We start from the raw sequence: 25,762 nt of genomic DNA on the forward strand, positions 1-25,762 counted from the left end.
TGCCGATGAATATTCCTAATATCCTAACTGTGTTGCGCGTCGCGCTGATTCCGATCTTCATTCTGCTGTTTTACCTTCCGTACCACTGGAGCTACCTGGCGGCGAGCAGCGTGTTCGCCATTGCCGCCGCTACCGATTGGCTCGACGGTTACCTTGCCAGGCGGCTCGAGCAGAGCACTCCCTTTGGCGCGTTCCTCGATCCGGTCGCAGACAAGCTCACGGTGGCGGTGGCGCTGGTGCTGCTGGTGCAGGCTCACGCCAATATCTGGCTCACCCTTCCCGCTGCGGTCATCATTGGCCGGGAAATCGTAGTGTCGGCCCTGCGTGAATGGATGGCCGAGCTCGGCGCCCGCGCTCAGGTGGCCGTCTCCAGCCTCGGTAAATGGAAGACCGCCGCTCAAATGGTTGCGTTGATCATCCTGCTCGGCAACCCACCTGCGCTCACCTTCATCGTGCTCCTTGGCTACGGCTTGTTGTGGATCTCGGCGGCGCTCACGCTGTGGTCCATGGTCAATTACCTGCGCGCCGCGCTGCCCCATCTGAGTACTGATGTAAAAAAATAAAACTATTTTTGAATCAAAGGCTTGACGGCCTGCGCCGTTTAGATAGAATGGCGCCCGTCAACACGACGCGGGAATAGCTCAGTTGGTAGAGCACGACCTTGCCAAGGTCGGGGTCGCGAGTTCGAGTCTCGTTTCCCGCTCCAGTTTTCGCATCGGGCAGGTTCCTGTCAGGTGTTTTGAGGCCGAGTAGCAAAGTGGTTATGCTGCGGATTGCAAATCCGCCTACGCCGGTTCGATTCCGACCTCGGCCTCCATCATTGAAAGCCCCGCAGATCAACGGTCTGCGGGGTTTTTCTTTTGCGCCTTCGACATCCTTTTTTGCACATACGGGCCACATCAGGGACAGTTCCGGATGTCCCGCCCGCGCGACGGCACCGATCACGTCACAAGATTTTCAGAGCGCGCTATGCTGCAAGGGTCGTAGGCAATGCCCGTATGGGGCATTGATCGTGTACGAAACCTGACCAGCGAGAAGCCTATGGATACTTTGATAGTCCAGCTCCGAGAGGCCAGGGTGAACGGTCGTAATGTATCGCACATTGTTGTTAGGACACCCCCTCTCTGGTACCGCATCGCACTTGATCCGCTGACCGATCGCCAGCCCGACGGCATGGCGTTCCTGGGCGTACCGGTGACCTACCACGAGGCAGAAGAGGAGGGCGACGTCAGCGAATTCAGCCTTGTATTCGAGGAGTAGCGGCATGCCGCGCCGCCGGGCGGGCCCAGGCCAAGGGCCCGCCCGGCCGCGGACGCAACCAGGCGGCAGTCAGTCGTGGTCCGCGCGGGCGGCCAGTACAGTGAAGCCCGCAGCGATCACAAGCAAGGCCACGCTCAGGCCAAAGGTGGCCCGGTAGCCGCTGGCGTCGTACAGCAACCCGCCGAGGGTCGCGCCCAGCATGATCGCCAGTTGCACGATCGCCACCATAAGGCCCCCGCCTGCTTCGGCGTCGCGAGGAAGGGTTTGTGAGAGCCACGTCCACCAGCCCACCGGAGCGGCGGTCGCGATCAGGCCCCATACTCCCAGCAGCACAGCACTGCTACCGGCTGAAGCGCCAATCCAGATCAGCGCCACAGCGATGGCAGCCATCAGCACAGGAATGGCCACCAGCGTGCGGTACAGGCTCCTTTGCAAAACGCTGCCGATCGTGGCGGTACCAACGAAGCCTGCCACTCCCATGATCAGCAATATCCCCGACACCGTCTGAACATCAGCGTGGCCCGCCGTTTCGAGGAACGGGCGCAGGTAGGTGAACAGGGAAAATTGGCCCATGAAAAACAGGCTTACGGCGACCATGCCCAGCGAAACGGCCGGCCGTTTCATCAAGCGCCAGAGTGCCTTTGCCCCTGCGCTACCTTGGGGTTGCAGGGCGGGCAGGCTCAGTAGCTTCCAGAGGAAAGCGATCATCGCGACGGGTACGACAGCGAAGAATGCCCAGCGCCACCCTATGATCGCGCCCAGATAACTGCCTAGCGGCGCGGCAATCACGGTCGCCAAGGCGTTCCCGCCATTGACGATAGCCAGGGCCTTCGGCACCTGATGGTCCGCCACCAGGCGCATGGCGGTTGCCGCCGACATGGACCAGAAGCCGCCGATTGCCACGCCGATCAGCGCCCGGCCAACCATGAAGATTCCATAGTTTGAAGCAGTGGCCACCACGGTGCCGGAGATCACCATCAACAGGGTGAGCGACAGCAGCAGCAGCTTACGGTCTACCCGGCCTGCCAGGGAAGAAATAGACAGGCTGGTGATCAGCGCGAAGGCGCCCGAAATCGAAATCGCCTGGCCGGCCCCGCCTTCGGTGATATGAAGGTCGGTAGCAATAGGCGTGAGCAGGCTGACCGGCATGAACTCGGACGCTACCAGGGCAAATGCCCCCAAGGATAGCGCGAACACCGGGGCCCAGCTGGCGGCGGGTTCGCGGGGCCCGGCAATGCCAGGCAGGGAAAGGTGTTCGAGGGTGTCTGACACGTTGGGGATCTCAAGCAGGCGATGGCGAGGCAGCCATGCTAGCGGGGCGCACCTTGGAGAAAAATTGCTCCCCGGTTGATGGACTGTTGAAGCTTGCTCACCAATCCAGCGGGTCGATTGCTTATTGGTTGGCTATCACGAATGGCTAGGCGTAGCTGAGCGGACGGATTAGCATCGCCCAAACAGGTATTCCCTAAACAATCGTGAAGGCAGGTCAATAATGGCGCTTCCCAAGATCAGCGACTTGCAAGCCTTTGTGGCTGTGGCTCAGGACCAGAGCTTTACCAAGGCTGCAGCGCGGCTGGGTGTTACGCCTTCCGCGCTCAGCCATACGTTGAGGGCGCTGGAGGCTCGGCTGGGCATTCGCTTGCTCACCCGCACCACCCGCAACGTGGCGCCCACCGAAGCAGGGGCCAGGCTATTGCAGGCAGTGGCGCCCCTGTTCGATCAGATTGCCGAGGAGGTATCGGCGCTGGGGGAGCTGCGGGACAAGCCGTCTGGCAGCATTCGGATAACCTGTTCGGATGACGCCGCCGAACGGTGTATCCGGCCGATGCTCGCAGGTTTTCTGGCCGAGTACCCCGACATTCAGGTCGAGGTCAGCATTGACTACGGCTTCACCAACATCGTGACGGAGCGATTCGACGCCGGCATCCGCCTGGGGGAATCCATCAGCAAAGACATGATCGCGGTGCGCGTCGGCCCGGACTGGAGGCTGGCCGTGGTAGGGACGCCGGCCTATTTTCGCCGTCATACCGCACCGGTATTGCCCCAGGACCTGACGCAGCACAGCTGCATCAACATCCGCCACTCGGCCAATGGGGCCTGTTATGCCTGGGAATTCGAAAAGGATGGACGCAAGCTTACGACTCGGGTGAGCGGGCAATTCACGGCCAACAGTATCGTGCATGTGATGAATGCAGCGCTCGACGGCATCGGGCTGGCTTATGTCCCTGACTTTCTCGCCCAGCCATACCTGGAAAGCGGCCGGCTGGTCGAGGTGCTTGCCGACTGGAGTCCCACGTTCGACGGTTTCCACTTGTATTACCCGCACCGCAGCCACGCATCGCCGGCCTTCGCAAAGTTCGTAGAGGCTATCCGCTTTCGCGACTGACCAACGATGCTGTGGCTACCATTGACAGGTTGTCAGCCTTACCCTTACGTTAACGTAAAGTAACCGGCTGGAAGCGCTCCTTGACCACCACCTATACGATCTCCGAGCTGGCCCGTGTGCTGGACGTCACAACCCGGACCATCCGGTTCTATGAAGAGCAGGGCATGCTGACGCCTGAGCGGCGGGGCCAGGAACGGATTTTCCACCCACGCGACCTGGTCACCCTCAAATTGATCCTCAGAGGCAAGCGAATCGGCTTTTCGCTGGCCGAATGCAAAGAGCTGATCGACCTGTACGACCCCGCTGGCAATCGCCGGCAGCTTGCGCGCTTTCTGGAGAAGATCGAAGAGCGGCGCAGCCAGCTCAAGCAACAGATGCTCGATATCGAGCAAATGCATCTAGAACTGGACACTGCCGAAGAGCGTTGCAGGGCCGCGTTGGAGCAAGCCGCCATGCCCTGACGCAGCAGCCCTGAAGCGCGCACCTGCACCTCCCAACAATTACAAAAGAGAGAGCACACAGCGATGACACCCTTGCCCGGCCTTAATTTTTTTCTTGGTGAAGACATCAACATGCTGCGCGATTCGGTCGCAGGCTTTGTAGCGGCCGAAGTGGCACCGCTTGCGGAGCAGGCCGACCGTGACGACGCGTTCCCCATGCACTTGTGGCGCAAGTTCGGGGACATGGGGCTTCTGGGCCTCACGGTACCCGAAGAGTATGGTGGCGCCGGCATGGGCTACCTGGCCCACATGGTTGCCATGGAAGAGGTGTCTCGCGGTGCAGGTGGCATTGGCCTGTCTTACGGTGCGCATTCCAACCTGTGCGTGAACCAGATCAACCGCAACGGCACCCATGAACAGAAAACACGCTTCCTGCCGAAGTTGATTTCAGGCGAGCACGTGGGCGCGCTGGCCATGAGCGAGCCCAACGCCGGCTCCGATGTGGTGTCCATGCGGCTGCGGGCCGACCGTGTGGGTGACCACTATGTGCTCAACGGCACGAAGATGTGGATCACCAATGGGCCGGATTGCGACGTGCTGGTGGTGTACGCCAAAACCGACCCGGCCGCGGGAGCGAAGGGCATCACGGCGTTTATTCTTGATACCGACACCCCCGGCTTCTCCGTGGCGCAAAAGCTCGACAAGCTGGGCATGCGTGGCTCGCACACCGGCGAGCTGGTGTTCGACAACGTGGAAGTGCCCGTCGAGAACGTGCTTGGCCAAGTTAACCAGGGCACAGGCGTGCTGATGAGCGGCCTGGACTATGAGCGCGCCGTGCTCTCCGGTGGCCCGCTGGGGCTTATGCAGGCCGCCATGGATGCGGTAGTGCCGTACTTGCACGACCGCAAGCAATTCGGCCAGAGCATCGGCGAGTTCCAGCTTATCCAGGGCAAGGTGGCGGACATGTACACCACCCATCAAGCGTGCCGTGCCTACCTGTATGCCGTGGGCAAGCATCTGGATGCCCTGGGCAGCGGCCATGTTCGCCAGGTTCGCAAGGATTGCGCCGGCGTCATTCTGTACGCGGCGGAAAAAGCCACATGGCTTGCTGGCGAGGCCATCCAGATTCTTGGTGGCAACGGCTACATCAACGAATTTCCGGTGGGCCGTATCTGGCGCGACGCCAAGCTGTATGAGATCGGCGCGGGCACCAGCGAAATACGCCGCATGTTGATCGGCCGTGAGTTATTCAACGAAACCCGCTAAGGGCGCTTCTTTCGCATACAAGGGACGTTCACATGAGCATTTTGAATTCCGCGATCAGCGCCCAGGCGGCCGACTTCAAGGCCAACCAGAGCGCTATGCTCGAACAGGTAGGTGTACTGCGCCAGTTATTGGACCGCGTTCATCAGGGTGGCGGGGAAGTAGCGCAGGCACGACACACCGCTAAAGGTAAGTTACTGCCGCGCACGCGCATCAACCTGTTGCTCGACCCCGGTTCGCCTTTTCTTGAAGTGGGCGAGCTGGCGGCCTTCCAGGTGTACGACGAGGACGTTGCTGCGGCCGGCCTGATCGCAGGCATCGGCCGGATCGAAGGCACCGAATGCATGATCATTGCCAACGATGCCACGGTGAAGGGTGGCTCCTATTATCCGCTCACGGTGAAAAAACATCTGCGCGCCCAGGCCATCGCTCGGCAGAATCGCTTGCCGTGTGTGTACCTGGTGGATTCAGGCGGTGCCAACCTGCCGCGTCAGGACGAGGTATTCCCCGACCGCGAGCACTTTGGCCGTATTTTCTTCAACCAGGCCAATATGAGCGCCGAAGGCATTGCGCAGATCGCCGTGGTGATGGGGTCCTGCACCGCGGGTGGCGCCTACGTGCCGGCCATGAGCGACGAAACCATCATGGTCCGCGAACAGGCGACCATCTTCCTGGCCGGCCCGCCCTTGGTGAAGGCCGCTACCGGCGAGGTGGTCACCGCCGAAGCGCTCGGGGGTGCCGACGTGCATTGCCGCACGTCCGGGGTGGCCGATCACTACGCGGAAAACGACGAGCACGCGCTGGCCATTGCCCGGCGTTGCATCGCCAACCTCAACCACAAGCCTGCTCAGGCCGTAACGCCCGCTACGCCCATAGCCCCGCGTTATCCGGCCGAGGACCTGTACGGCATCGTGCCCGCCGACCCTCGCCAGCCCTTCGAGGTGCGCGAAGTGATCGCTCGCCTGGTGGATGACTCGCGCCTGGATGAATTCAAGGCGCTGTTCGGGACCACCCTGGTTTGTGGTTTTGCGCGCATCAATGGCTACCTGGTGGCGATCCTGGCGAACAATGGCATCCTCTTCGCCGAGGCGGCGCAAAAGGGCGCGCACTTTATCGAGCTGGCGTGCCAGCGCAAGGTGCCGTTGCTGTTCCTGCAGAACATCACGGGCTTTATGGTGGGGCAAAAATACGAGGCAGGCGGCATCGCCAAGCATGGCGCCAAGTTGGTCACCGCGGTGGCCTGCGCCCGGGTGCCCAAGTTCACCGTGATCATCGGCGGCAGCTTTGGTGCCGGCAACTATGGCATGTGCGGCCGCGCCTACGACCCCAATTTCCTGTGGATGTGGCCCAACGCAAAAATCGGGGTGATGGGCGCCGCCCAGGCGGCGGGGGTGCTGGTGCAGGTGAAGGAAGAACAGGCTCGCCGCGCCGGGCGTGAGTTTGGGGACGCTGAAGCGCAGGCACTCAGGCAGCCACTGGTCGCGCAATACGAGCAGCAGGCCCACGCGTTCTATTCCAGCGCGCGCTTGTGGGACGACGGGGTGATCGACCCCGCGCAAACCCGGGACGTACTGGCGCTGGCCTTGGCCGTGGCGGCCAATGTACCTGTGGCCGATACCCGCTTCGGCGTGTTCCGCATGTAATCACCGCGCCGCGCCTATAGCGACGGCCTGGCCTTCGAAGAGCACACAACAATGACAAACTTTTCGACCGTAACCCTCGAACGACACGCCGATGGCGTGGCCACCCTGTGGCTTAACCGCCCTGACAAGAACAATGCCTTCAACGCATTGATGATCAGCGAACTTCGCGAAGCCTTCCGGCTGATCGCCGCGGATACCCGTTTGCGCCTGCTGATCCTGCGCGGGCGTGGCCGGCACTTCAGCGCCGGTGCCGACCTGGCCTGGATGCAAGCCAGCGTGAACCTGAGCCTGGACGAAAACCTCGCCGACGCACGCGCCCTTGGCGATATGCTTGAAGCCCTCCATACCTTGCCGATACCAACCCTGGCGGTGGTCGACGGTGCCGCCTTCGGCGGTGCGGTGGGCCTGGCGTGTTGTTGCGACATGGCTGTCGGCACACAGGATGCGCAGTTCAGCCTGTCAGAGGTGCGGCTGGGCCTTGCCCCTGCGGTGATCAGCCCCTACGTAACCCAAGCCATCGGAGCCCGCGCCACGCGCCGCTATACCCTCACGGCGGAGCGTTTCGATGCCGCCCGGGCCCGGGAGCTTGGGCTGCTGGCGGAAGTGTACGCGCCTGAAGCCCTCGAGGGCGCCCTGGGCCAGTGGGTTGCCAAATTGGTGAATAACGGCCCCGCAGCCTTGCGTGCGAGCAAGGCGCTGCTGCTGGAAGTAGGTGACGGGGCGGTCACTGAGCCACTGCGTCGTCGCACCGAAGAGGTGATCGCGCAACTGCGCAGTGGTGCCGAGGGGCAGGAAGGGATTGCCGCCTTCCTGGAGAAACGCTCCCCCAACTGGCAGGCGAGGGCAGGCGCATGAGCGTACTTGACCGGTTGTTAATCGCCAACCGTGGCGAGATCGCGTGCCGCATCATGCGGACCGCCCAGGCGTTGGGGATCGAATGCGTAGCGGTGTACAGCGATGCGGATCGTGGGGCACGCCATGTGCGCGAGGCGGACCTTGCCATTGCCTTGGGCGGCACCAAACCCGCCGAGAGTTACCTAAACATCGACAAAGTCATCGCTGCAGCGAAGGCCAGCGGGGCTCGGGCGGTACACCCGGGGTATGGCTTTCTGTCCGAGAACGCCACGTTCGCGCGTGAGTTGGAGGAAGCAGGCCTGATATTCATCGGGCCGCCAGCCTCGGCCATCGACGCCATGGGCAGCAAGGCGGCGGCCAAGGCGCTGATGGAAGTTGCACAGGTACCGCTGGTGCCGGGCTACCACGGCGAGAACCAACGCTACGAAACCTTCCGAGCCGCCGCCGAGCGCATTGGCTACCCCGTGCTGCTAAAGCCCAGCGCGGGGGGCGGCGGCAAGGGCATGAAGGTTGTGGAAAACGAGGCCGGCCTGGCCGAGGGCATAGACTCTGCGCAGCGGGAGGCCCAGTCCTCCTTCGGCGACGCCCGCCTGCTGGTGGAAAAGTATGTGCTTTCGCCGCGCCACGTCGAAATTCAGGTGTTCGCCGACCAGCACGGCCATTGCGTGTACCTCCACGAACGGGATTGTTCGATTCAGCGCCGTCACCAAAAGGTCATTGAAGAAGCACCGGCCCCAGGGCTTACGGCTGAATTACGCCAGGCCATGGGGGAGGCTGCAGTGCGTGCGGCCCAGGCGATTGGCTACGTAGGGGCAGGTACCGTGGAGTTTTTGCTGGACGCCCGGGGCACCTTCTATTTCATGGAAATGAACACGCGGCTACAGGTGGAGCACCCGGTGACCGAAGCCATTACCGGGCTGGACCTGGTCGCCTGGCAACTGCGCGTGGCCCGGGGCGAGCCGTTGCCGCTCACGCAGGGCCAGGTGCCGTTGCGCGGCCATGCCATCGAGGCACGGCTGTATGCCGAAGACCCGAATACCGGCTTTCTGCCGGCCAGTGGACGGCTTTCGGTTTATGAAGAACCCGCCGCCGGGGTCGGCCGCCGTGTAGACAGCGGGGTACAGGAAGGCGACGACATTTCATCGTTCTACGATCCCATGCTTGCCAAGCTGATCGCCTGGGGGGAAACCCGTGAAGACGCACGGTTGCGGCTGCTCGCCATGTTGGGAGAAACCACAGTGGCCGGGGTGAAAACCAACAGGCACTTTCTACAGCGCCTGCTGAGCCTCAAAGACTTTGCGGATGCCCGGCTGGATACAGGATTCATCGGCCGCCACGAGGCCGTATTGCTGCCGCCAGCCGAACCACTGGACGACGCCTTCTGGCAGCAGGTCGCCAGGCTGTACCTTGCTACGTCCGAAAAGCGGGCAGAGCCTTCCCCCTGGGCCGCACACTCAGGCTGGCGTCAAGGAAGGCCCGCCGAGGCAGTGCTATCCCTGCGGTGTGGCGAGCAGCAGCGCCTTGTAACGTTCGATCCGACCGAGCCGCAGGCACGCTCCATGGTCGGCGTGCGCCGCGGTTCGGCGTTGCACGTGCAATGGCAAGGGGCGCAATACGAAGTGCATGCGGTGGACCCGCTGGCGCAAAGCGATGCCGCTCATGCTGCACCCGGCAGCCTCGCCGCCCCCATGAATGCGAGTGTGGTAACCATATTGGTGGCCGTAGGGCATCGAGTGGAGGCGGGCGCCAGCCTGGTGGTGCTGGAAGCGATGAAAATGGAGCACACGCTTCGAGCACCGCGCAGTGGGGTTGTGACCGCCATCAATTGCGCCCCTGGCGACCTGGTGGGCGAGGGCGCGGTGCTGGTTGCCGTCGAGGAGGCCGATAATGCTGCCTGAGCACGTACGCATTGTGGAGGTGGGCCCGCGTGACGGCCTGCAGAACGAAGCGGTGATGGTGCCGCTGGCGCAGAAAGTAGAGCTGATAAATGGCCTGACCCGGGCGGGGCTGGATTACATCGAGGTCGGCAGTTTTGTGTCGCCCAAATGGGTGCCACAGATGGCGGATACACCGGCGGTATTCAGCGCCATCGAGCAGCGCCCAGGGGTGACCTATGCGGCGCTGACGCCCAACCTGCGCGGTTTGGAAAGCGCGCTGGAGGCAGGTGTGAAGGAAGTTGCCGTGTTTGCCGCCGCGTCCGAAAGCTTTTCGCAACGTAACATCAATTGCTCCATTGCCGAGAGCATCAAGCGCTTCGAGCCGGTATTGGCGCTCGCCTCAAGCCGGGGCGTGCGCGTGCGAGGGTATGTGTCCTGTGTTCTGGGTTGCCCCTACGAAGGCGAGGTAAGCCCTGGGCAAGTGCGCGATGTCGCACATGCCTTGGCCGAACTCGGATGTTATGAGGTGTCCCTGGGGGACACGGTGGGCGTAGGCACTGCACAGGCTACGAGGCATTTGATCGAGACGGTAAGCGCAAAGGTGCCGCGTAGCCGGCTGGCAGGTCACTTCCATAACACCTACGGCCAGGCACTGGCCAATGTTTACGCCAGCCTGCTTGAAGGTATCGCGGTGTTCGACAGCTCCATCGGGGGGCTCGGCGGCTGCCCTTATGCCAAAGGCGCCAGCGGAAACCTGGCCACAGAGGATTTGCTGTACCTGCTCAACGGCCTGGGCATTTACACCGGGGTCAGCCTGCCAGCATTGATAGCGTTGAGCGTCAGTTTCAATGCTTCGCTGGGGCGATTGCCGGATGCAAAGGTAAGCCGCGCGGGGGGAGCGTCGAGGACCGAGGACAAGCCGGGGGAGGGGCGTGATGCCGCCTTCGCGGATAAACAGATGGTGCCCGAACCCGGGGTCGAACCGGGACGCCCAGAAGGCGAGGGATTTTAAGTCCCTTGCGTCTACCAATTTCGCCATTCGGGCGGTAGCGCTGGAGTGAAGCGCGCTGATAAGCCATTGACGGCAAAGCAGAATCAGCGCAAGGCCAGAATATATACAGCCTGCGCGGTACAGGCAAGAACAAAACTCGCCCGGGCACCCCAGACGCACGGGGCCGGTGCAACGCAGCCTGGCAAAACGACTGAACTGGCGCCGTCCCGGGGTGGTCGCTATTTCATATCGACCTAACGACCACGGGAGATCCAGCATGAAAAACTACCCAACGCCGCCGTTCCCGCAGCAAGCCCAGCCAGTGCCTGGCAGCCAGGCGAAGATGAACCCGCTGCCGGACTGTGGCGAGGAGAGCTACAAAGGGTCGGGCCGTCTCGAAGGCAAGGTGGCACTGATAACAGGGGCTGACAGCGGCATTGGGCGCGCGGTGGCAATTGCTTTTGCGCGCGAAGGCGCAGACCTGATCATCGGTTACCTGGATGAGCATGAAGACGCCCAGGCGACCGCGAAGATCGTGGAAGCGTCGGGCCGTAAATGCGTGCTGGTGCCAGGAGACCTTTCCAAGCGGGACGCCTGCCTTGAACTCGTAAACAAGGCGGTAGCGGAGTTTGGACGGATCGATGTTCTGGTGAACAACGCCGCCTTCCAGATGACCCATCAAAGCCTTGATGAAATCCCGGATGAGGAATGGGTGCATACGTTCGATGTAAACATTACGGCCATGTTCCGGATCTGCAAGGCCGCCGTGCCGCACATGAAGCCGGGCTCGTCGATCATCAATACCTCGTCGGTGAACTCAGACAACCCCACGCCGCAGTTGCTCGCATACGCCACTACAAAGGGTGCCATTGCCAACTTCAGTGCCGGCCTGGCCCAGTTGCTGGGGCCTAAAAACATTCGGGTCAACAGCGTGGCGCCAGGGCCGATCTGGACCCCGCTCATCGTTGCGACCATGCCCGAAGAGCAAGTAACGCAATTTGGTTCGCAAACCCCGTTGGGCCGCCCGGGCCAGCCGGTGGAAGTGGCGCCTATCTATGTGATGCTGGCGTCGGACGAGTCCAGCTACATCTCCGGCACGCGGTTCGGCGTAACGGGCGGCAAGCCCATCCTGTGAGGAAAGCGCCCAGGTTTTGAAGTGCATCGGGCAGCCCGCTGAGCGCCTGCCCGGCCACCAAGCCCGTACACGCTGTACAAGTGAGAAATGTGCAGCGCAGGCCATCAATCGGTCATGACAGCTCGCGAAACCCTACGTCGCTGACACCCGCCTGCTCGGCGATCCGCCTCACGGCCGTAGCGGTACCGTGAAGCGCCACTTCATATAGCCCGGCCCCGGCATGCAGCGAAGCATAGTACCAGGCGTCGGCTGTCGACATACGTGAATCCGGCTGGCCGAAACGCCGTGCTTTGCCCTTGTAGCGATAGCAGATCTCGTAATGCTTGTGCGATTCCATTGCGTAGCTCCTCCTCGCGCCGAGGCTTTTTGACCGGCGTCGGATCCAACAGTTCCCTGGAGCCGATGAGAGGCTAGCCGCTTTTAGGCTGGCGTGTGGTTTTTCCCAGGATTTTTAGCGAAACCAGGGTGTCCCGGATGCCGAGGTTTGTACAAGTCTGGTAAGGTATTGTCTAATTTATCAATGGTTCCACGGAGCGTTCAGTGACCCCACCCGAATCGGAGCAGGCCCTGGCCGCCGCCGTCGAGCAATGCGCGCGGGAACCTATTCGGATTCCCGGCAGCATCCAGCCTCACGGTTTTCTGCTGGTGCTCGATCCTGTCGATTTCACTGTACTTCAGGCCAGTGAAAACGTTCGTGTTTGGCTTGGCCTGGACGCAGAGGTGTTGGTCGGTCAGCAGTTTCCGGCCTTGATCACGTCCCCGCAGCCCATGCTGCAGCGCCTTGCCGCTGCGCCGGCCGAAGACCCGCATCCGTTTCACGTAGGCGATGTGAGTTTCAGCGCGTCGGGTACCGCTGGGCCGTATGCAATGCTCGCCCACCGCTGGGACTCGGTACTGGTTGCCGAATTTGAGCCCGCCACGGACGTCAGCCTGGTCTACGGGCAGCTCTACCCGCTGGTCCGCGCGTTCGTAACCGGGCTGCAGGACCTGGAGGGCGTCACAGCGCTGTGCCGCCGTGCGGTAACTGAAATCAAGCGCATTACCGGTTTCGGCCGGGTAAAGGCCTATCGTTTCGATGCTGCTGGCAACGGGACTGTGCTGGCCGAAGAGCTGGACCCGCACTACCCGAGCTACCTTGGCATGTGCTTCCCCGCCAGCGACATCCCTGCGCAGGCAAGGGCGCTTTATTGCGTCAACCGGATTCGGGTCATCGAAAACGCCGATTACCAGCCGGCGCTGCTGGTGCCCGCGCACAACCCGGCTACCGATAAGCCCCTGGACCTTAGTTATTCCGCCCTGCGCAGTGTTTCCCCGGTGCACCTTCAGTACATGCGCAACATGGGTACGCTCGCCTCGATGTCCATCTCTATCGTGGTACGGGGCAAGTTGTGGGGGCTGGTGTCGTGCCATAACGCAGCGCCGCGCCGGGTGAACTTCCAGGTACGTACCGCCTGTGAACTGTTGGGCAGCGTGTTGTCCTTGCAGATAGAAGCACGTGAAGCGCATGCCGATACCCAGCGGCTGCTCGGGTTGCGCCAGCATGTGGTTGAGCTGTTATCGGCCATGGCGGACCGCGACAGTGTGGCCGAAGGGCTGCTCGCCGTGCCTCAGACGTTCATCGACTTCGCAGCTGCCAGCGGTGCCGCGATCATCAGTGACGATCGCTGCGAAACCATTGGCCAGGTCCCGCCGCTGGGGTCTATCGAGGCCTTGGTCCAGTGGCTTGGACGGGACGGGGCCGACGACGTGTTCCATACCGACAATGTTCGGCGGGATGTGCCTGAGCGCTGCGCGATAGCGGAGCATGCGGCCGGCGTGCTCGCCATTGCCATTTCCAAGATCCACAGCCATTACCTGATCTGGTTCCGCCCTGAACAAGCGCGCACGGTGACCTGGGCCGGGCGGCCCGAGAAAACCGTCGCAGCTGGCGGTTCGCTGCACCCCCGGCACAGTTTTGCCCAGTGGCAGGAAGAAGTGCGGGGGTATTCCGTGCCGTGGGATCCGCTGGAGGTCGAGGCGGTCATCGAACTGCGTACCGCGGTGCTCGGTATCGTGTTGCGCAAAGCCGAGGAACTGGCGGCACTGGCGGGCGAACTGAAAAAGTCCAACAAGGAGCTTGAGGCATTTTCGTACAGCGTATCCCATGACCTGCGGGCGCCCTTGCGGCATATCGCGGGATACACCGAACTGCTCACCGACTTTGACGGCGACAAGCTGTCTGATCGTGGCTTGCGCTTCCTGGAGCACATCGGTGACTCAGCGCGCTTTGCTGGCACCCTGGTCGATAACCTCCTGAGCTTCTCCCAGATGGGCCGGGCTGCCCTGCGACACTCTGACGTGAACCTCGGGGCGCTGGTGGACGCTATCCGTGAAGAGATGCTGCCCGATTATGAAGGGCGGAACGTCATCTGGAGGGTTGCCCACCTGCCAGCCGTGCTGGGTGATGCGGCCTTCCTCCACCTGGCCCTGCGCAACCTGATTTCCAACGCCCTTAAGTACAGCCGTGAGCAGGACCCTTCCATTGTCGAGATCGGTGCCTTGCGTAACGAGAAAACCGGCGAAACCGTGATCTTCGTCAAGGACAACGGCGTCGGCTTCGACATGGCCTATGCGGGCAAGCTGTTCGGCGTGTTCCAACGCTTGCATCGCATGGAAGAGTTCGAAGGCACGGGGATCGGCCTTGCCAGCGTGCGGCGGATCATCGAGCGCCACCAGGGGCGGGTATGGGCCGAGGGTGCACTGGGCGAAGGTGCGACCTTCTATTTCGCTTTGCCCGATCAACAGTGATCGGCCTGCGTATCTATTCGAGAGGTATTAAATGCTCAAACCCATCCTTCTGGTGGAAGACAATCCGCGTGACCTGGAATTGACCCTGGTCGCATTGGAAAGAAGCCAGCTGGCCAATGAAGTGATCGTGCATCGTGACGGTGCCGAGGCGCTCGATTACCTGTTCCGCCGCGGCAACCACGCCGGGCGCCCAGAGGGGAACCCGGCGGTACTGCTGCTTGACCTCAAGCTGCCCAAGGTCGACGGGTTGGAGGTGCTCAAGGCCGTGCGCGACAGCAGTGAGCTGCGCAGCATTCCGATCGTGATGCTGACCTCTTCACGGGAGGAACCGGACCTCACCCGGGCTTACGAGCTGGGGGTGAACGCTTACGTGGTCAAGCCGGTCGAATTCAAGGAATTCGTGACTGCCATATCCGACCTCGGGATTTTCTGGGCCGTGCTCAATGAGCCGCCACCCGGGTCATTGCGGTTGCAGCGGCGACCCACGAACTGACTTGTCGAGACTACCTGCCCGTGCTCAACCCAGCGCCCCTCAAGCTGTTGCTGATCGAAGACAGCAATCGCGATGCCGAACTGACGCTGTTCGCCCTTGAGCGCAGCGGGTTGCGGCTTGAACCGCACCTGGCATATCACCATGGCGACGTTGCGCAACTGTTGGATGCGCATACGTTCGACTTGATCCTTAGCGACGTGGTGCTGCCCGGCTCATCCGGGGAGCAGGTGCTGGCAATTGCCAGGCAAAAGGCACCCTTGGTACCGTTCATATTCATTTCCGGCGTGTTCGGCGAAGAACACGCGGTTAAAATGATGCGCGAAGGCGCGACCGACTATGTGCTCAAGCAGAGCCTGCCATTGCTGCCTGCCGCCGTTAAGCGCGCCATGGCGGAGGTGCATGAACGTCGTCAGCGGGAACTGGCCGAACGCAACCTTCACGAAGCCGAGTCACGCGCCCGTATCGCCATCGAGGCGGCGCGCATGGGTACATGGGAGCTCAACCCGCAAACTGGCGTGCTTAACTGGGACGAGCGCATGCGGGTGATGTATGAGGTACCTGCCGGTGCAGCAGTGACCCTGGAGCTGTTCTATTCCACCATCGTGCCCCAGGACAGGCCTCGGGTTCGCGAGCGCGTGGAGGCTGCCCTGACCGCTGGGGCCGACCATGGCTACCAAGTAGAGTATAGGGTGCGCCTGCCCAGCGGCGCGGAACGCTGGTTCGCGAGCAGTGGCCGCTCAAGCGTTGTGGACGGCCAGTGTGTACGGTTCAGTGGTGTCCTTCAGGACATCACTACCCAGAAAGAGGCGACGGAATCGCTGGAACGGCTCAACGATCTGTTGGGCGATCGGGTGCAGAAGCGGACCCGGGAACGTGACCGCACCTGGGAGTTGTCCCGGGAGTTGCTGGCAGTACTGCATTTCGACATGCAGCCGGCGGCCCTCAACCCTGCCTGGGAGGCCACCTTGGGCTGGCCACGCGCCGAGCTTGCGCACATGGGATTGTGGAGCCTGGTGCATCCCGACGACCTGGCAGCTACCAGCCGTGAAGTGGAAAACGTGGCCGAGGGTATCGTTTCCAGCCGTTTCGTGAACCGCATGCGACACGCGGACGGTGGATACCGCTGGCTGTCCTGGACCATCGTGCCGGACCAGGGAATGATGTACGCCGTGGCCCGGGACATTACCAGTGAGCGGGCGGTGCTCGACGAACTCGCCGCCACCAACGAGCGGCTCCGCGAACAGATCCGCGAGCGCGAACGGATCGAAGCGGCGTTGCAGCAGATGCAGCGGCTTGAAGCGGTGGGGCAGCTGACCGCCGGCGTAGCGCATGACTTCAACAACCTGCTGACGGTGATCCTGGCCAGCGCCAATTTCCTTATTCGCGACCTCGCCCGTGGCAACTACGCTCGCTTCGAGAGCCGTCTGCACAGTATTCAGGAAGCCGCCGAGCGTGGCGCCCGGCTCACCAGCCAGTTGCTCGCGTTCTCGCGCCGGCAACGCCTTGAGCCTGCCGCGGTCAGCCTGAACGACACGGTGTCAGGCATGCTCGACCTGCTGCAACGCACCCTGGGCGGCAGCATCTGGATCGAGACCGAAAAGGCACCCGGTTTGTGGAATGCATTGGTGGACGCTACCCAGACCGAAATGATCATTCTTAACCTGGCAATCAATGCCCGGGACGCCATGCCGAACGGGGGAACGCTTCGCCTGACCACGGCCAACGAGACCGTGACGCGGCCGCCAAGCCGGCCGGAAGACCCGGATGTGGGTGACTATGTAGTGCTCACCATTCGCGATTCCGGCTGCGGGATGCCACCCGAGGTGCTGGCCAAGGCTTTCGAGCCATTCTTCACCACCAAGGATGTAGGCAAGGGCTCGGGCCTGGGCCTGGCTCAGGTGTTCGGCTTTGCCAAGCAGTCCGGCGGGGGCGTTGCGATCGAAACCGCGGAGGGCGAGGGCACGGCCGTGAAGGTGTACCTGCCCGGGATGCGAGCACCGAGCCTGGCGCTGACGGAGGATGGACCTACCGAGGCCCTGCTGCCGCCCGATGGGCTTCGCCATCGCATACTGCTGGTTGACGATGACCCTAACGTGCGTCAGGTAACGGCCCTGCTGCTTGATGCGCTGGGCTACAGCGTGGTAGAGGCCGACGGTGCCGCCAAGGCGCTGGAGCAACTGGACGAAGAGGTGGATGTGTTGCTCACCGATTATGCAATGCCAGGCGCAAACGGCGCCGAGCTCGCCCGCGAGGCTCGCCAGCGATACCCGCATCTGCCTGTCGTCTTCATTACCGGTTATGCGGAGGTGGGCGGCCTGGATGATGGCCAGTACCTGATCGTGCAGAAGCCTTTCCGGGAAGAGGAACTCACGCAGAAACTACGCCTGGCCTTGGCAGCGCCGTTACCCGCGCCCTCGGCCTAATGAACCAATGGCCCCTGTGGCGTGTCTTTTCTCCATACACCACCGAAACCCAGGCAATAGGGGAAGCGACATGTCACATGGACACGAAAACGAGGATTGGCTAGGTAGCGACCACTCGCCGCGGGAACACACAGAGACCCTCGCCAACGGCACGAGCATTCACGTGCTGGTCCGGCAATTGGCCGCTGACAAATACGAATCGGACGTTCGCGTGCTCGACAGCGATGGCAAGGAATTGCGCCATGTGACCAAAATGCGCGAAAACGATCCGGGGCCGGCAGCCGAAGTGCTGAAGTTCGCCATCGATGAAGCCAAACGGATCGCGGGCGGCCACCGTGGCGCGCCGCTGGACAACCACCATCAGAAAACCCCGATTTAAGCACTTTAAGGTGTAGCGCCCCCGTCCTGCAGAGTAGGGGGCGCCCTACTGTCAGCGTGTCGCCAGGCCTTGTTCTCCGGTGCCCAGCCCGCCCCCCAAAGCCTTATAGATCGCCACGATGCCGTGGTACAGGTCCACCTCGCCTTGCGCCTGTTCGTCCTCTGCGGTCAGCCGTTCGCGCTCGGCATCCAGCAGCACCAGGTAATCCACGGTGCCCTCGCGATAGCGCACGCGAGCAAGGTCTGCCGCGCTGCGGCTTGCTTCGCTCTGGCGAATCAACGACACCAGGCGCTGCTGGCGCTTGCCGTAGTCACTGAAGGCGTTTTCCGATTCCTCCAGCGCCAGCAATACCTGCTGCTCATAGGTTGCCAACGCGCCTTCGGCGTCGGCGTTGGCGCCCCTGATGCGCGCCCGCACACTGCCCAGGTCGAACGCTGCCCAGTTGATGCTTGGCGCCAGGCTCCACGCCTGAGCGGCGGCCGAGCCGATTTGCGAGCCACGCCCGGCGGTAAAGCCCAAAAAGCCCGTCAAGCTCACGCGTGGAAACAGGTCCGCGGTGGCTACGCCAATATCAGCCGTTGCAGCGGCCAACTGCCGCTCAGCCGCACGGACGTCAGGGCGGCGCTGTAGCAGTTCGCCTGGGTCGCCGATCGGCAACGCCTTGGCGATGGCCGGCAAGGGTTTGGGTGACAAGTCAATGCTCAGCGCGTCGGGGCGCTGCCCGAGCAAGGTAGCGATCCGGTGCCGTGCCCGGGCCTGTTCGGCTTGAAGCAGCGGAATACTGGCCTCTACCCCTGCAAGCCGGCCATCGGCCCGCACCACATCGAAGGCGTCGCCCACGCCAAGATCACGCAGCTGCACGGTGATTTCGCGAGAGGCTTGCTGATTGCTCAGGTTGTCCCGCGCAATCCGTTCGCGCAGCTGAGCGCCGCGGAGCTGCCCATAGGCGTCCACCAGGTCAGCAATCATCGTCACCTGCAATTGCTGAAGCTGCGCTTGCGCGGCGCCTTCCTGCGCATCACTGGCTTCCAGCTGGCGCTGGATACGGCCGAACAGGTCGACCTCCCAGGCCATGTCCAGGCCCAGGTCATAGCGCTCGATGTTCACCCGGTGATCGGTTTGCCCAGGCACTTGGGCGCGGCCCACCTCGCTGCTGGCCCGGCTGGTAATCACCGGCAGATCATCGTTGGCCACGTCGTCACGAATCGCCCGTGCGGCTTTCACTCTGGAAAACGCCACCCGCAGGTCGCGGTTGCCGGCCAGCGCTTCGCGAACCAGCTGATTGAGCGCCGGGTCGTCGAACTGTTGCCACCACAGGCTCTCGAAACGTGAACGGTCGTACTGCGCGTTGCCTTGGCTCTGCGCTTCGCTGAGGGCCGCTGGCGCAGGCTGCGGCGCCTTGTAATCAGGGCCAACCACACACCCGGCCAGGGCAAGTGTCAACAGCGCCGGGGCGAAACGGAACAAAGCGGTCATGGCTGCGCCTCCAGGCGAGCAGGGGAGTTGGCCGATACGCGCGCAGCCTGGCGCCGCTCTACGAATCGGCGAATCAGGAAGAAGAACACTGGCGTGAGCAGCAGGCCGAAGAACGTCACCCCAAGCATGCCGGAGAACACCGCAACACCCATCGCATGGCGCATTTCAGCGCCAGCGCCGGTGGACAGCACCAGGGGGACCACGCCCATGATGAAGGCAAACGAGGTCATCAGGATCGGCCGCAAGCGCAACCGGCAGGCCTCCAGAACCGCAGCCAGCGGGTCCAGCCCTTCGAGCTGTTTATCCTTGGCGAACTCCACGATCAGGATCGCGTTCTTGCACGCCAGCCCCACCAATACGATCAAGCCGATCTGGGTGAAGATGTTGTTGTCGCTGCCCGCGATGATTACACCGGCAATGGCGGACAACAACGTCATGGGCACGATCAGGATCACCGCCAACGGCAGGCTCCAGCTTTCGTACTGAGCCGCCAGCACCAGGAAGGCCAATAACACGCACAGCGGGAACACGAACAGCGCAGTGTTGCCCGAGAGGATCTGCTGGTAGGTCAGCTCGGTCCATTCGTAGCTCATGCCATTGGGAAGCTCGGTACGCAGCAGTTTTTCCATGGCGGCCTGCGCCTGGCCAGAGCTGTAGCCCGGCGCGGCGGCACCGTTGATCTCCGCGGTGACGAACCCGTTGTAGTGCATCACGCGGTCTGGCCCGGCGGAATTTTCCACCTTGATCAATGTGGCCAGCGGGATCATCTCGCCGCGGTCATTGCGCACCTTCAACTGGCCGATCTGCTCGGCGTCCAGGCGGAAGCGTTGATCGGCCTGCACGTTTACCTGGTAGGTACGGCCAAAGCGATTGAAGTCGTTGGCATACAGCGAACCCAGGTACACCTGCAGCGTGTCGAAGATGTCACTGATGGCCACGCCGTGGGTCTTGGCCTTGTCGCGGTCGATGTTGGCGTCTACCTGCGGTACGTTCACGGTGTAGCTAGTGAATAGCGCGGCCAACTCCGGCACGTTGTGGCTCTTGGCGATGATGTTCTGGGTTTCCTTGAACAGCTCGTCATAGCCCAGGTTGCCCCGGTCTTCCACTTGCACCCGGAAACCGCCGATCGTGCCCAGCCCCTGTACGGGCGGCGGTGGGAAGATCGCCATGTAGGCCTCCTCGATGCCGGCGAACTTGCCGTTAAGGGCACCGGCGATGGCACTGGCGGATTCGCTGGGGTCCTTGCGCTCGTCGAAGTCCTTGAGAGCAACGAACACAACGCCGCTGTTGGGGCTGTTGGTGAAGCCGTTGATGGACAGGCCCGGGAAGGCGATCGCGTTGGCCACGCCCGGTTGCTCCATCGCCATGGTAGACATGCGCTTGATCACAGCTTCGGTGCGGTCCAGGCTCGCCGCATCCGGCAGCTGGGCGAAAGCCACCAGGTATTGCTTGTCCTGCTGGGGCACGAAGCCGGTGGGCGTATTGGCGAAGCCGAACCAGGTGAGCACGATGAAGCCTGCGTACACCAGCAAGGCGATGCCGCTGCCACGTATCACTCGGCGCACCGTGCCGACGTAGCCATGGCTGGCCTTCTCGAACAGGCGGTTGAACGGGCGGAACAGCCAGGCACCGAATAGCTTGTCCAGTATCCGCGAGAACCGGTCTTTCGGCGCGTCGTGACCTTTGAGCAACACCGCGGCCAAGGCCGGCGAGAGGGTCAGCGAGTTGAAGGCCGAAATCACCGTAGAGATCGCGATAGTAAGTGCGAACTGCTTGTAGAACTGCCCCGTGAGCCCCGAGATGAACGCGGCCGGCACGAACACCGCGCACAGCACCAGCGCCGTGGCGATGATCGGACCCGTCACTTCCGTCATGGCGCGATGGGTTGCGGCCATCGGGTCCAGGCCCAGTTCAATGTTTCGCTCCACGTTCTCCACCACCACGATGGCGTCGTCCACCACGATCCCGATGGCCAACACCAGGCCGAACAGGGATAGCGCGTTGAGTGAGAAGCCGAACATGTGCATCACGGCGAAGGTACCGATCAGCGACACCGGCACGGCGGCGAGGGGAATGATCGATGCGCGCCAGGTTTGCAGGAACAGCACCACCACCAGCACCACCAGGATCAACGCCTCGAACAACGTGTGCACAACGGCTTCGATCGAACCCCGCACGAAGATGGTGGGGTCATACACGATGCTGTAGTCCATGCCTTCCGGGAAGCTTTGCTTAAGCTCCTCCATCCGGTTGCGCACCTGGTTGGAAATGTCGATGGCGTTCGAGCCAGGGCGCTGGAAGATCGGGATTGCCACTGCAGGCTGATTGTTGAGCAGCGAGCGAAGGGCGTATTGGCTGGACCCCAGCTCCACCCGGGCGATGTCTTTCAGGCGGGTGATCTGGCCGTCGGCGCCAGCGCGGATGATGATGTTCTGGAATTCTTCCTCGCTGACCAGCCGGCCCTGGGTGTTGATCGACAGCTGGAAACTGCTGGCATTGGGGGCGGGCGGTGCGCCGAGCTGGCCGGCCGCGACCTGGCGATTCTGCTCGCGGATGGCATTCACCACGTCAGTGGCGGTGAGGTTGCGCGAGGCGGTTTTGTTCGGGTCCAGCCATACACGCAGCGAGTAATCGCCCATGCCGAACAACTGTACGTCGCCGACACCGTTGAGGCGAGCGAGCTCGTCCTTGATGTTCAGCACCGCGTAGTTGGACAGGTACAGCATGTCGTAGCGCTGATCGGGCGAGGTAAGGTGCACCACCATGGTGAGGTCGGGCGACGCCTTGTCCACCGTGATGCCGATACGGGTCACCTCTTCAGGCAGCTTGGGCTCGGTACGGGTCACGCGGTTTTGCACCTGCACCTGGGCGGTGTCCAGGTCGGTGCCCAGGGCGAACGTGATAGTGAGCGTGAGCTTGCCGTCGGCGGTGGCCTGGGAGCTCATGTAGAGCATGTTCTCCACGCCAGTGATGGCCTGTTCCAAGGGTGAAGCAACGGTTTCGCCGATCACCTTGGGGTTGGCACCTGGGAAGTTGGCCCGTACCACCACGGTAGGCGGCACCACCTCGGGGTATTCGCTGATGGGAAGCTGGAACAGCGAGATCGCCCCGCCGATCAGAATCAGCAACGAGAGCACGGCCGCGAAGATCGGCCGCTTGATGAAGAAATCGGAAAACGTCATGGCGCTGATCCTTTAGCCGCGTGGGCTGGCGGTGCTTGCCAGTTTCTGTTGGGGAGCGTTCGCGGGCCGGTTGTTCGCTTCCAGTGCCTGGCGCTGGCTGGCGAGCGCGGCGAGCGTTTCACTGCTGGCCATAGGCACGGTTTGCGGGTCGACCGTGGAGCCCGGGCGCACGCGCTGCAGGCCATTGACTACAATACGGTCGCCCTTGGCCAGGCCGCCGCGCACGATGCGCAAGCCTTCGAGTTTCGGCCCAAGGTCAACTGAGCGATAAGTCGCCTTGTTGTCCTTGTCCATTACCAGCACAAACTTCTTGCCCAGGTCGGTGCCTACGGCTTCGTCCTTGATCAGCACCGCTTCATACACGCCGCTGCCTACCAGCTTGAGCCGCGCATACAGGCCTGGGGTGTATTGGCCGTCGCTGTTGTCGAACACCGCGCGGCCACGAATGGTGCCGGTTTGCGGGTTCACCTGGTTATCGAGGAAGTTCAGTTGGCCCAGGTGGCTGTTGCCATCCTCGTTGGACAGCCCCATGTACACCGGTGCCGCGCTGCTTACCCGGCCATCGCGGGTGAGTTGGGTGTATTTGAGGAAGGCGCGCTCGTCGGCGTCGAAGTAGGCATACACCTTGTCGGTGGACACTACGCTGGTGAGCAGGCTGCTGTCGGCGCTCACCAAGTTGCCGGCGGTGATCTCTGCCCGGCCCACGCGGCCGCTGATGGGCGCGGTGACGCGGGTGAAGCTCAGGTTCAGGCGGGCGAGGTCCAGCTGGGCCTGGATCGCGGCAACCCCCGCGCGGGCGGCGAGGGCGGCGCTGTTACGGCCGTCGGCCAGCTCTGCGGAAATGGCATTTGCGCTGCGCAGGCGTTCGCCGCGGCTGGCTTCGTTCTCGCTGTTGGCGGCATTGGCGCGGGCTTGTTGCAGCTGGGCTTCCAGGCGATGTACCTCAGCCTGGAACGGCCGCGGGTCGATCTGGAACAGCAGGTCGCCCTTTTTTACCAGGGCGCCTTCGGTAAACGCGACGGTATCGATCTGGCCCGACACGCGCGGGCGGATCTGTACGGTTTCCGGGGCTTCAAGGCGGCCAGTGTACTCGTCCCACTCATTCACGGGCTGATCCAGCACTTCAGCAACGCTGACCTTGGGGGCTTGTGGTGCTTGAGCGGTTTCAGGCGCTTTGCCGCACGCTGTGAGCACAGCGAGCGCGAGCACGGCCAACGGATAATGCAAGGGTTTGAATGACTGTTCCATGAGAAGCCCGCCCATTATGTTTATCAGGATGGACGGATTCTGGCGACACGCGCGACCATCGACGAATCGAATGGTTCGAAGGTAACTATCATTGCCAGTGATTCGGGCTATTCAAAAAATTTCTGAGCCACACCCTTGTAGGACCCGGCGCAGCCGTAGAACCGTTCGCGGCCTTTACCGCCCTACGCGCCAGCTGTTTCCAACGCCCAATCCATGAACATCCGCACGGCAGGCAGCCGCTCGCGCCCTGGCAGGCAACTGAGCCGGTAGGTCGCCGCACGCAGGCGCAGATGGGGGAGGTACGGCTGCAGCAAACCCTTGCTCACGCTATCCGCTACCAGCACGTCGCTGGCTAGCACCAGGCCGTGCCCGGAGATGGCCGCCAGCAGCCCGTGCTGCTCATCTGCATAGGCGCGCCGCCCGGGCCGTGACAGCCAGTGCTGGTGCTGGGCCATGGCGCACCACTGGGGCCAGTCGGGCGTGCCGGGAACGCTGCTGGCCCATGGCATGTCGATCAGCACCGGGGCCTGGGCGACCGAGGGCGACCAACCGTGTGGGGTATACACCGCGAAGTGCTCTTCGAACAGCGTCACCTGATACAGCTCTGGCTCGGCATTGAAGGTCGCACGGATAGCCAAGTGTACCGAGGCATCCCGAGCCAGGTCCGTCAGCGCTTCGGCCGTCTCCACGCGTACGTTCAGGTGCGGGCAGCGCGCATAGAAATCGCCCAGGCGAGGGATCAGCCACAAGCTGGCAAAGGCCGGGGTGGTCGTGATCACCAAGGTATTGGTGGCTTCATCCGGCAACAGCGGTAGCACGGCGCTATTGAGGCCAACAAACGCCTGATGAAGGCCCGCGTGCAACCGCTTGCCCGCATCGCTCAGCCGTACCCCCTGGCCGGTGCGCTCGAACAGCAAGGTGCCCAACCACTGCTCCAGGGATTTGACCTGATGGGAAATGGCCGCCGGGGTGACCGACAGCTCTTCCCCGGCGGCGGCGAAGCTGCCGAGCCGGGCGGCGGATTCAAAACCGCGCAGGGCGGTGAGGGGAAGGTGGGCAAACACCGGGTTTAGCCTCATTAGGGGTGGGTCAAATCTACTTGCTTGCACCGCCGGGCTCAACCATCGAAGCTGCGCGCATGTTCACGGGAGTTTTGACATGCAAGGCGCGAAACGCAAAATCGTCCAGGCCGTGCTCTACGAAGCGGGAGCCCTGATATTCGTGGCACCTGCCCTGGCCCTGCTATTTGGCCAGGGGATGGGGCACTCCACCGTGCTCTCGGTAGTGATCAGCACCGTTGCGCTGGGCTGGAACATGCTGTTCAACCATCTGTTCGAAGCGTTCGAGCGCCGTCGGGGCTGGCATGCACGTACGCCCTTCAGGCGGCTGCTGCATGCGGTGGGCTTTGAAGGCGGCCTTACGGCCATTCTCACCCCGGTAATGGCTTACGGCCTTGGCGTGGACCTGATTACCGCTTTCCTCACCAACGTAGGGCTGTTTGCCTTCTTCTTCGTTTATGCCTACGGCTTTCAATGGGTGTTTGACAAGGCCTTCGGGCTGCCTCGGCAAACAATGTTCAACGCCAGTGCATGCCCCGGCGCGGATTGACCTGTGGGCTGGCACTGCGTAGGCTTGCCCCTCGAGGTGCTTCCAGGGGCAATGCCTGCTGAAGCTAAGATGGGAACGCGGTAACAAGCCGCGGCTGCCCCCGCAACTGTGAGCGGTAAAGCCTGGCCAATGCCACTGCCTTCGGGGCGGGAAGGCGCCAGGCCGCCATCGGGTGTATTGCCCGGGGCGCCGCAAGCCAGGAGACCTGCCTCGTGCCGATCCTTTTATTCAACCGGGCGGGGTGATCCGGTGCGAACCTGCCCAGGCGCCGCCTGCGGTGCCTTCGCGCCTGCCCGCCACAGTGCCAGGGCCACCC

Annotated in this window: 20 protein-coding genes, 3 tRNA genes, 1 pseudogene and 1 riboswitch; of the genes and pseudogenes, 17 read left to right on the forward strand and 7 right to left on the reverse strand. The window is 62.6% G+C overall.

The features are described from left to right. Positions 1 to 5: 5 nt before the first annotated feature. The 4 genes from pgsA (at position 6) to AC3Z8Y_RS10630 (ending at position 1,260) form a co-directional block, all read left to right on the forward strand. A complete protein-coding gene (pgsA, locus tag AC3Z8Y_RS10615; RefSeq protein WP_490089651.1) occupies positions 6 to 563 on the forward strand; it encodes a CDP-diacylglycerol--glycerol-3-phosphate 3-phosphatidyltransferase in 558 nt (185 codons plus the stop codon). A gap of 67 nt (positions 564 to 630) precedes the next feature. Next, positions 631 to 706: transfer RNA gene (locus AC3Z8Y_RS10620), tRNA-Gly, on the forward strand. 37 nt (positions 707 to 743) lie between these two features. Further along, positions 744 to 817 (forward strand) — tRNA-Cys (locus tag AC3Z8Y_RS10625). A 224-nt stretch (positions 818 to 1,041) separates the two neighbouring features. After that, on the forward strand, positions 1,042 to 1,260 hold the full coding sequence (locus AC3Z8Y_RS10630; protein WP_225773945.1) for a hypothetical protein: 219 nt from the start codon (positions 1,042 to 1,044) through the stop codon (positions 1,258 to 1,260). Positions 1,261 to 1,329: 69 nt separating this feature from the next. Here the strand turns inward: AC3Z8Y_RS10630 and AC3Z8Y_RS10635 are convergent, their stop codons facing one another. Further along, positions 1,330 to 2,496 (reverse strand): MFS transporter, encoded by a 1,167-nt coding sequence (locus AC3Z8Y_RS10635; RefSeq protein WP_490089975.1) that lies wholly within the window; start codon positions 2,494 to 2,496, stop codon positions 1,330 to 1,332. Between the two features lie 256 nt (positions 2,497 to 2,752). On the opposite strand from AC3Z8Y_RS10635, the gene AC3Z8Y_RS10640 reads away from it, so the two are divergent. The 7 genes and pseudogenes from AC3Z8Y_RS10640 to AC3Z8Y_RS10670 form a co-directional block, all read left to right on the forward strand. Continuing rightward, a complete protein-coding gene (locus tag AC3Z8Y_RS10640; RefSeq protein WP_181111904.1) occupies positions 2,753 to 3,646 on the forward strand; it encodes a LysR family transcriptional regulator in 894 nt (297 codons plus the stop codon). An 80-nt stretch (positions 3,647 to 3,726) separates the two neighbouring features. Next, a complete protein-coding gene (locus AC3Z8Y_RS10645; RefSeq protein ID WP_490089652.1) occupies positions 3,727 to 4,107 on the forward strand; it encodes a MerR family transcriptional regulator in 381 nt (126 codons plus the stop codon). 63 nt (positions 4,108 to 4,170) lie between these two features. Further along, a complete protein-coding gene (locus tag AC3Z8Y_RS10650) occupies positions 4,171 to 5,352 on the forward strand; it encodes an isovaleryl-CoA dehydrogenase (protein ID WP_490089653.1) in 1,182 nt (393 codons plus the stop codon). A gap of 32 nt (positions 5,353 to 5,384) precedes the next feature. Continuing rightward, on the forward strand, positions 5,385 to 6,992 hold the full coding sequence (locus AC3Z8Y_RS10655; protein WP_490089654.1) for a carboxyl transferase domain-containing protein: 1,608 nt from the start codon (positions 5,385 to 5,387) through the stop codon (positions 6,990 to 6,992). 51 nt (positions 6,993 to 7,043) lie between these two features. Then, the gene (locus AC3Z8Y_RS10660) at positions 7,044 to 7,847 is read left to right on the forward strand and encodes an enoyl-CoA hydratase-related protein (protein WP_490089655.1); all 804 of its coding nucleotides are present in this window, start codon (positions 7,044 to 7,046) and stop codon (positions 7,845 to 7,847) included. Further along, positions 7,844 to 9,745, forward strand: a complete 1,902-nt coding sequence (locus tag AC3Z8Y_RS10665; protein ID WP_490089656.1) for an acetyl/propionyl/methylcrotonyl-CoA carboxylase subunit alpha — start codon at positions 7,844 to 7,846, stop codon at positions 9,743 to 9,745. The genes AC3Z8Y_RS10660 and AC3Z8Y_RS10665 overlap by 4 nt, the downstream gene beginning before the upstream one ends. After that, positions 9,732 to 10,628, forward strand: a pseudogene (locus AC3Z8Y_RS10670) (hydroxymethylglutaryl-CoA lyase); the annotation flags it as partial. The gene AC3Z8Y_RS10665 and the pseudogene AC3Z8Y_RS10670, both read left to right, overlap by 14 nt. 55 nt (positions 10,629 to 10,683) lie before the next feature. Here AC3Z8Y_RS10670 and AC3Z8Y_RS10675 read toward each other — a convergent pair. Next, positions 10,684 to 10,769: transfer RNA gene (locus tag AC3Z8Y_RS10675), tRNA-Leu, on the reverse strand. A gap of 223 nt (positions 10,770 to 10,992) precedes the next feature. Here AC3Z8Y_RS10675 and AC3Z8Y_RS10680 point away from each other — a divergent pair. Next, on the forward strand, positions 10,993 to 11,850 hold the full coding sequence (locus AC3Z8Y_RS10680) for an SDR family oxidoreductase (RefSeq protein WP_490089657.1): 858 nt from the start codon (positions 10,993 to 10,995) through the stop codon (positions 11,848 to 11,850). Positions 11,851 to 11,962: 112 nt separating this feature from the next. On the opposite strand, the gene AC3Z8Y_RS10685 is transcribed toward AC3Z8Y_RS10680, so the two are convergent. Then, positions 11,963 to 12,187 (reverse strand): DUF6555 family protein, encoded by a 225-nt coding sequence (locus AC3Z8Y_RS10685; protein ID WP_490089658.1) that lies wholly within the window; start codon positions 12,185 to 12,187, stop codon positions 11,963 to 11,965. Positions 12,188 to 12,390: 203 nt separating this feature from the next. Here AC3Z8Y_RS10685 and AC3Z8Y_RS10690 point away from each other — a divergent pair, with 203 nt between their 5' ends. The 4 genes from AC3Z8Y_RS10690 (at position 12,391) to AC3Z8Y_RS10705 (ending at position 17,932) form a co-directional block, all read left to right on the forward strand. Then, positions 12,391 to 14,637, forward strand: a complete 2,247-nt coding sequence (locus AC3Z8Y_RS10690; protein ID WP_490089659.1) for an ATP-binding protein — start codon at positions 12,391 to 12,393, stop codon at positions 14,635 to 14,637. Between the two features lie 31 nt (positions 14,638 to 14,668). Next, positions 14,669 to 15,130, forward strand: a complete 462-nt coding sequence (locus AC3Z8Y_RS10695) for a response regulator (protein WP_181119714.1) — start codon at positions 14,669 to 14,671, stop codon at positions 15,128 to 15,130. Between the two features lie 20 nt (positions 15,131 to 15,150). Continuing rightward, positions 15,151 to 17,553 carry a response regulator gene (locus AC3Z8Y_RS10700; RefSeq protein ID WP_490089660.1) on the forward strand — a complete coding sequence of 801 codons (2,403 nt, stop codon included), beginning with the start codon at positions 15,151 to 15,153 and terminating at the stop codon, positions 17,551 to 17,553. Positions 17,554 to 17,623: 70 nt separating this feature from the next. Beyond that, positions 17,624 to 17,932: a hypothetical protein gene (locus AC3Z8Y_RS10705; protein ID WP_490089661.1), complete on the forward strand. Its 309-nt coding sequence runs from the start codon at positions 17,624 to 17,626 to the stop codon at positions 17,930 to 17,932. Between the two features lie 51 nt (positions 17,933 to 17,983). On the opposite strand, the gene AC3Z8Y_RS10710 is transcribed toward AC3Z8Y_RS10705, so the two are convergent. The 4 genes from AC3Z8Y_RS10710 to AC3Z8Y_RS10725 all read right to left on the reverse strand — a co-directional run bounded on the left by AC3Z8Y_RS10710 (position 17,984) and on the right by AC3Z8Y_RS10725 (position 24,902). Continuing rightward, a complete protein-coding gene (locus AC3Z8Y_RS10710) occupies positions 17,984 to 19,408 on the reverse strand; it encodes an efflux transporter outer membrane subunit (RefSeq protein ID WP_490089662.1) in 1,425 nt (474 codons plus the stop codon). After that, positions 19,405 to 22,590, reverse strand: coding sequence for an efflux RND transporter permease subunit (locus tag AC3Z8Y_RS10715; RefSeq protein ID WP_490089663.1), 3,186 nt, complete (start codon positions 22,588 to 22,590; stop codon positions 19,405 to 19,407). Before AC3Z8Y_RS10715 ends, AC3Z8Y_RS10710 begins: the two co-directional genes overlap by 4 nt. 12 nt (positions 22,591 to 22,602) lie before the next feature. Further along, the gene (mexE, locus tag AC3Z8Y_RS10720; protein ID WP_490089664.1) at positions 22,603 to 23,838 is read right to left on the reverse strand and encodes a multidrug efflux RND transporter periplasmic adaptor subunit MexE; all 1,236 of its coding nucleotides are present in this window, start codon (positions 23,836 to 23,838) and stop codon (positions 22,603 to 22,605) included. A gap of 182 nt (positions 23,839 to 24,020) precedes the next feature. Next, positions 24,021 to 24,902: a LysR substrate-binding domain-containing protein gene (locus tag AC3Z8Y_RS10725; RefSeq protein ID WP_490089665.1), complete on the reverse strand. Its 882-nt coding sequence runs from the start codon at positions 24,900 to 24,902 to the stop codon at positions 24,021 to 24,023. Positions 24,903 to 24,996: 94 nt separating this feature from the next. Between AC3Z8Y_RS10725 and AC3Z8Y_RS10730 the strand changes: the two genes are divergently transcribed. Further along, complete coding sequence (locus AC3Z8Y_RS10730; protein ID WP_490089666.1) at positions 24,997 to 25,446, forward strand: PACE efflux transporter; 450 nt, start codon at positions 24,997 to 24,999, stop codon at positions 25,444 to 25,446. Between the two features lie 17 nt (positions 25,447 to 25,463). Continuing rightward, positions 25,464 to 25,673: riboswitch (cobalamin riboswitch) on the forward strand. Positions 25,674 to 25,762: the final 89 nt, after the last annotated feature.

The organism is Pseudomonas sp. 3MAES_34.3B, assembly GCF_058145875.1.

Coding starts and splice junctions, on each gene's coding strand:
- AC3Z8Y_RS10630 (WP_225773945.1), top strand. CDS start 1,042: ATGGATACTTTGATAGTCCAGCTCCGAGAGGCCAGGGTGAACGGTCGT.
- AC3Z8Y_RS10710 (WP_490089662.1), bottom strand. CDS start 19,408: ATGACCGCTTTGTTCCGTTTCGCCCCGGCGCTGTTGACACTTGCCCTG.
- pgsA (WP_490089651.1), top strand. CDS start 6: ATGAATATTCCTAATATCCTAACTGTGTTGCGCGTCGCGCTGATTCCG.
- AC3Z8Y_RS10715 (WP_490089663.1), bottom strand. CDS start 22,590: ATGACGTTTTCCGATTTCTTCATCAAGCGGCCGATCTTCGCGGCCGTG.
- AC3Z8Y_RS10695 (WP_181119714.1), top strand. CDS start 14,669: ATGCTCAAACCCATCCTTCTGGTGGAAGACAATCCGCGTGACCTGGAA.
- mexE (WP_490089664.1), bottom strand. CDS start 23,838: ATGGAACAGTCATTCAAACCCTTGCATTATCCGTTGGCCGTGCTCGCG.
- AC3Z8Y_RS10660 (WP_490089655.1), top strand. CDS start 7,044: ATGACAAACTTTTCGACCGTAACCCTCGAACGACACGCCGATGGCGTG.
- AC3Z8Y_RS10705 (WP_490089661.1), top strand. CDS start 17,624: ATGTCACATGGACACGAAAACGAGGATTGGCTAGGTAGCGACCACTCG.
- AC3Z8Y_RS10655 (WP_490089654.1), top strand. CDS start 5,385: ATGAGCATTTTGAATTCCGCGATCAGCGCCCAGGCGGCCGACTTCAAG.
- AC3Z8Y_RS10640 (WP_181111904.1), top strand. CDS start 2,753: ATGGCGCTTCCCAAGATCAGCGACTTGCAAGCCTTTGTGGCTGTGGCT.
- AC3Z8Y_RS10680 (WP_490089657.1), top strand. CDS start 10,993: ATGAAAAACTACCCAACGCCGCCGTTCCCGCAGCAAGCCCAGCCAGTG.
- AC3Z8Y_RS10665 (WP_490089656.1), top strand. CDS start 7,844: ATGAGCGTACTTGACCGGTTGTTAATCGCCAACCGTGGCGAGATCGCG.
- AC3Z8Y_RS10685 (WP_490089658.1), bottom strand. CDS start 12,187: ATGGAATCGCACAAGCATTACGAGATCTGCTATCGCTACAAGGGCAAA.
- AC3Z8Y_RS10650 (WP_490089653.1), top strand. CDS start 4,171: ATGACACCCTTGCCCGGCCTTAATTTTTTTCTTGGTGAAGACATCAAC.
- AC3Z8Y_RS10730 (WP_490089666.1), top strand. CDS start 24,997: ATGCAAGGCGCGAAACGCAAAATCGTCCAGGCCGTGCTCTACGAAGCG.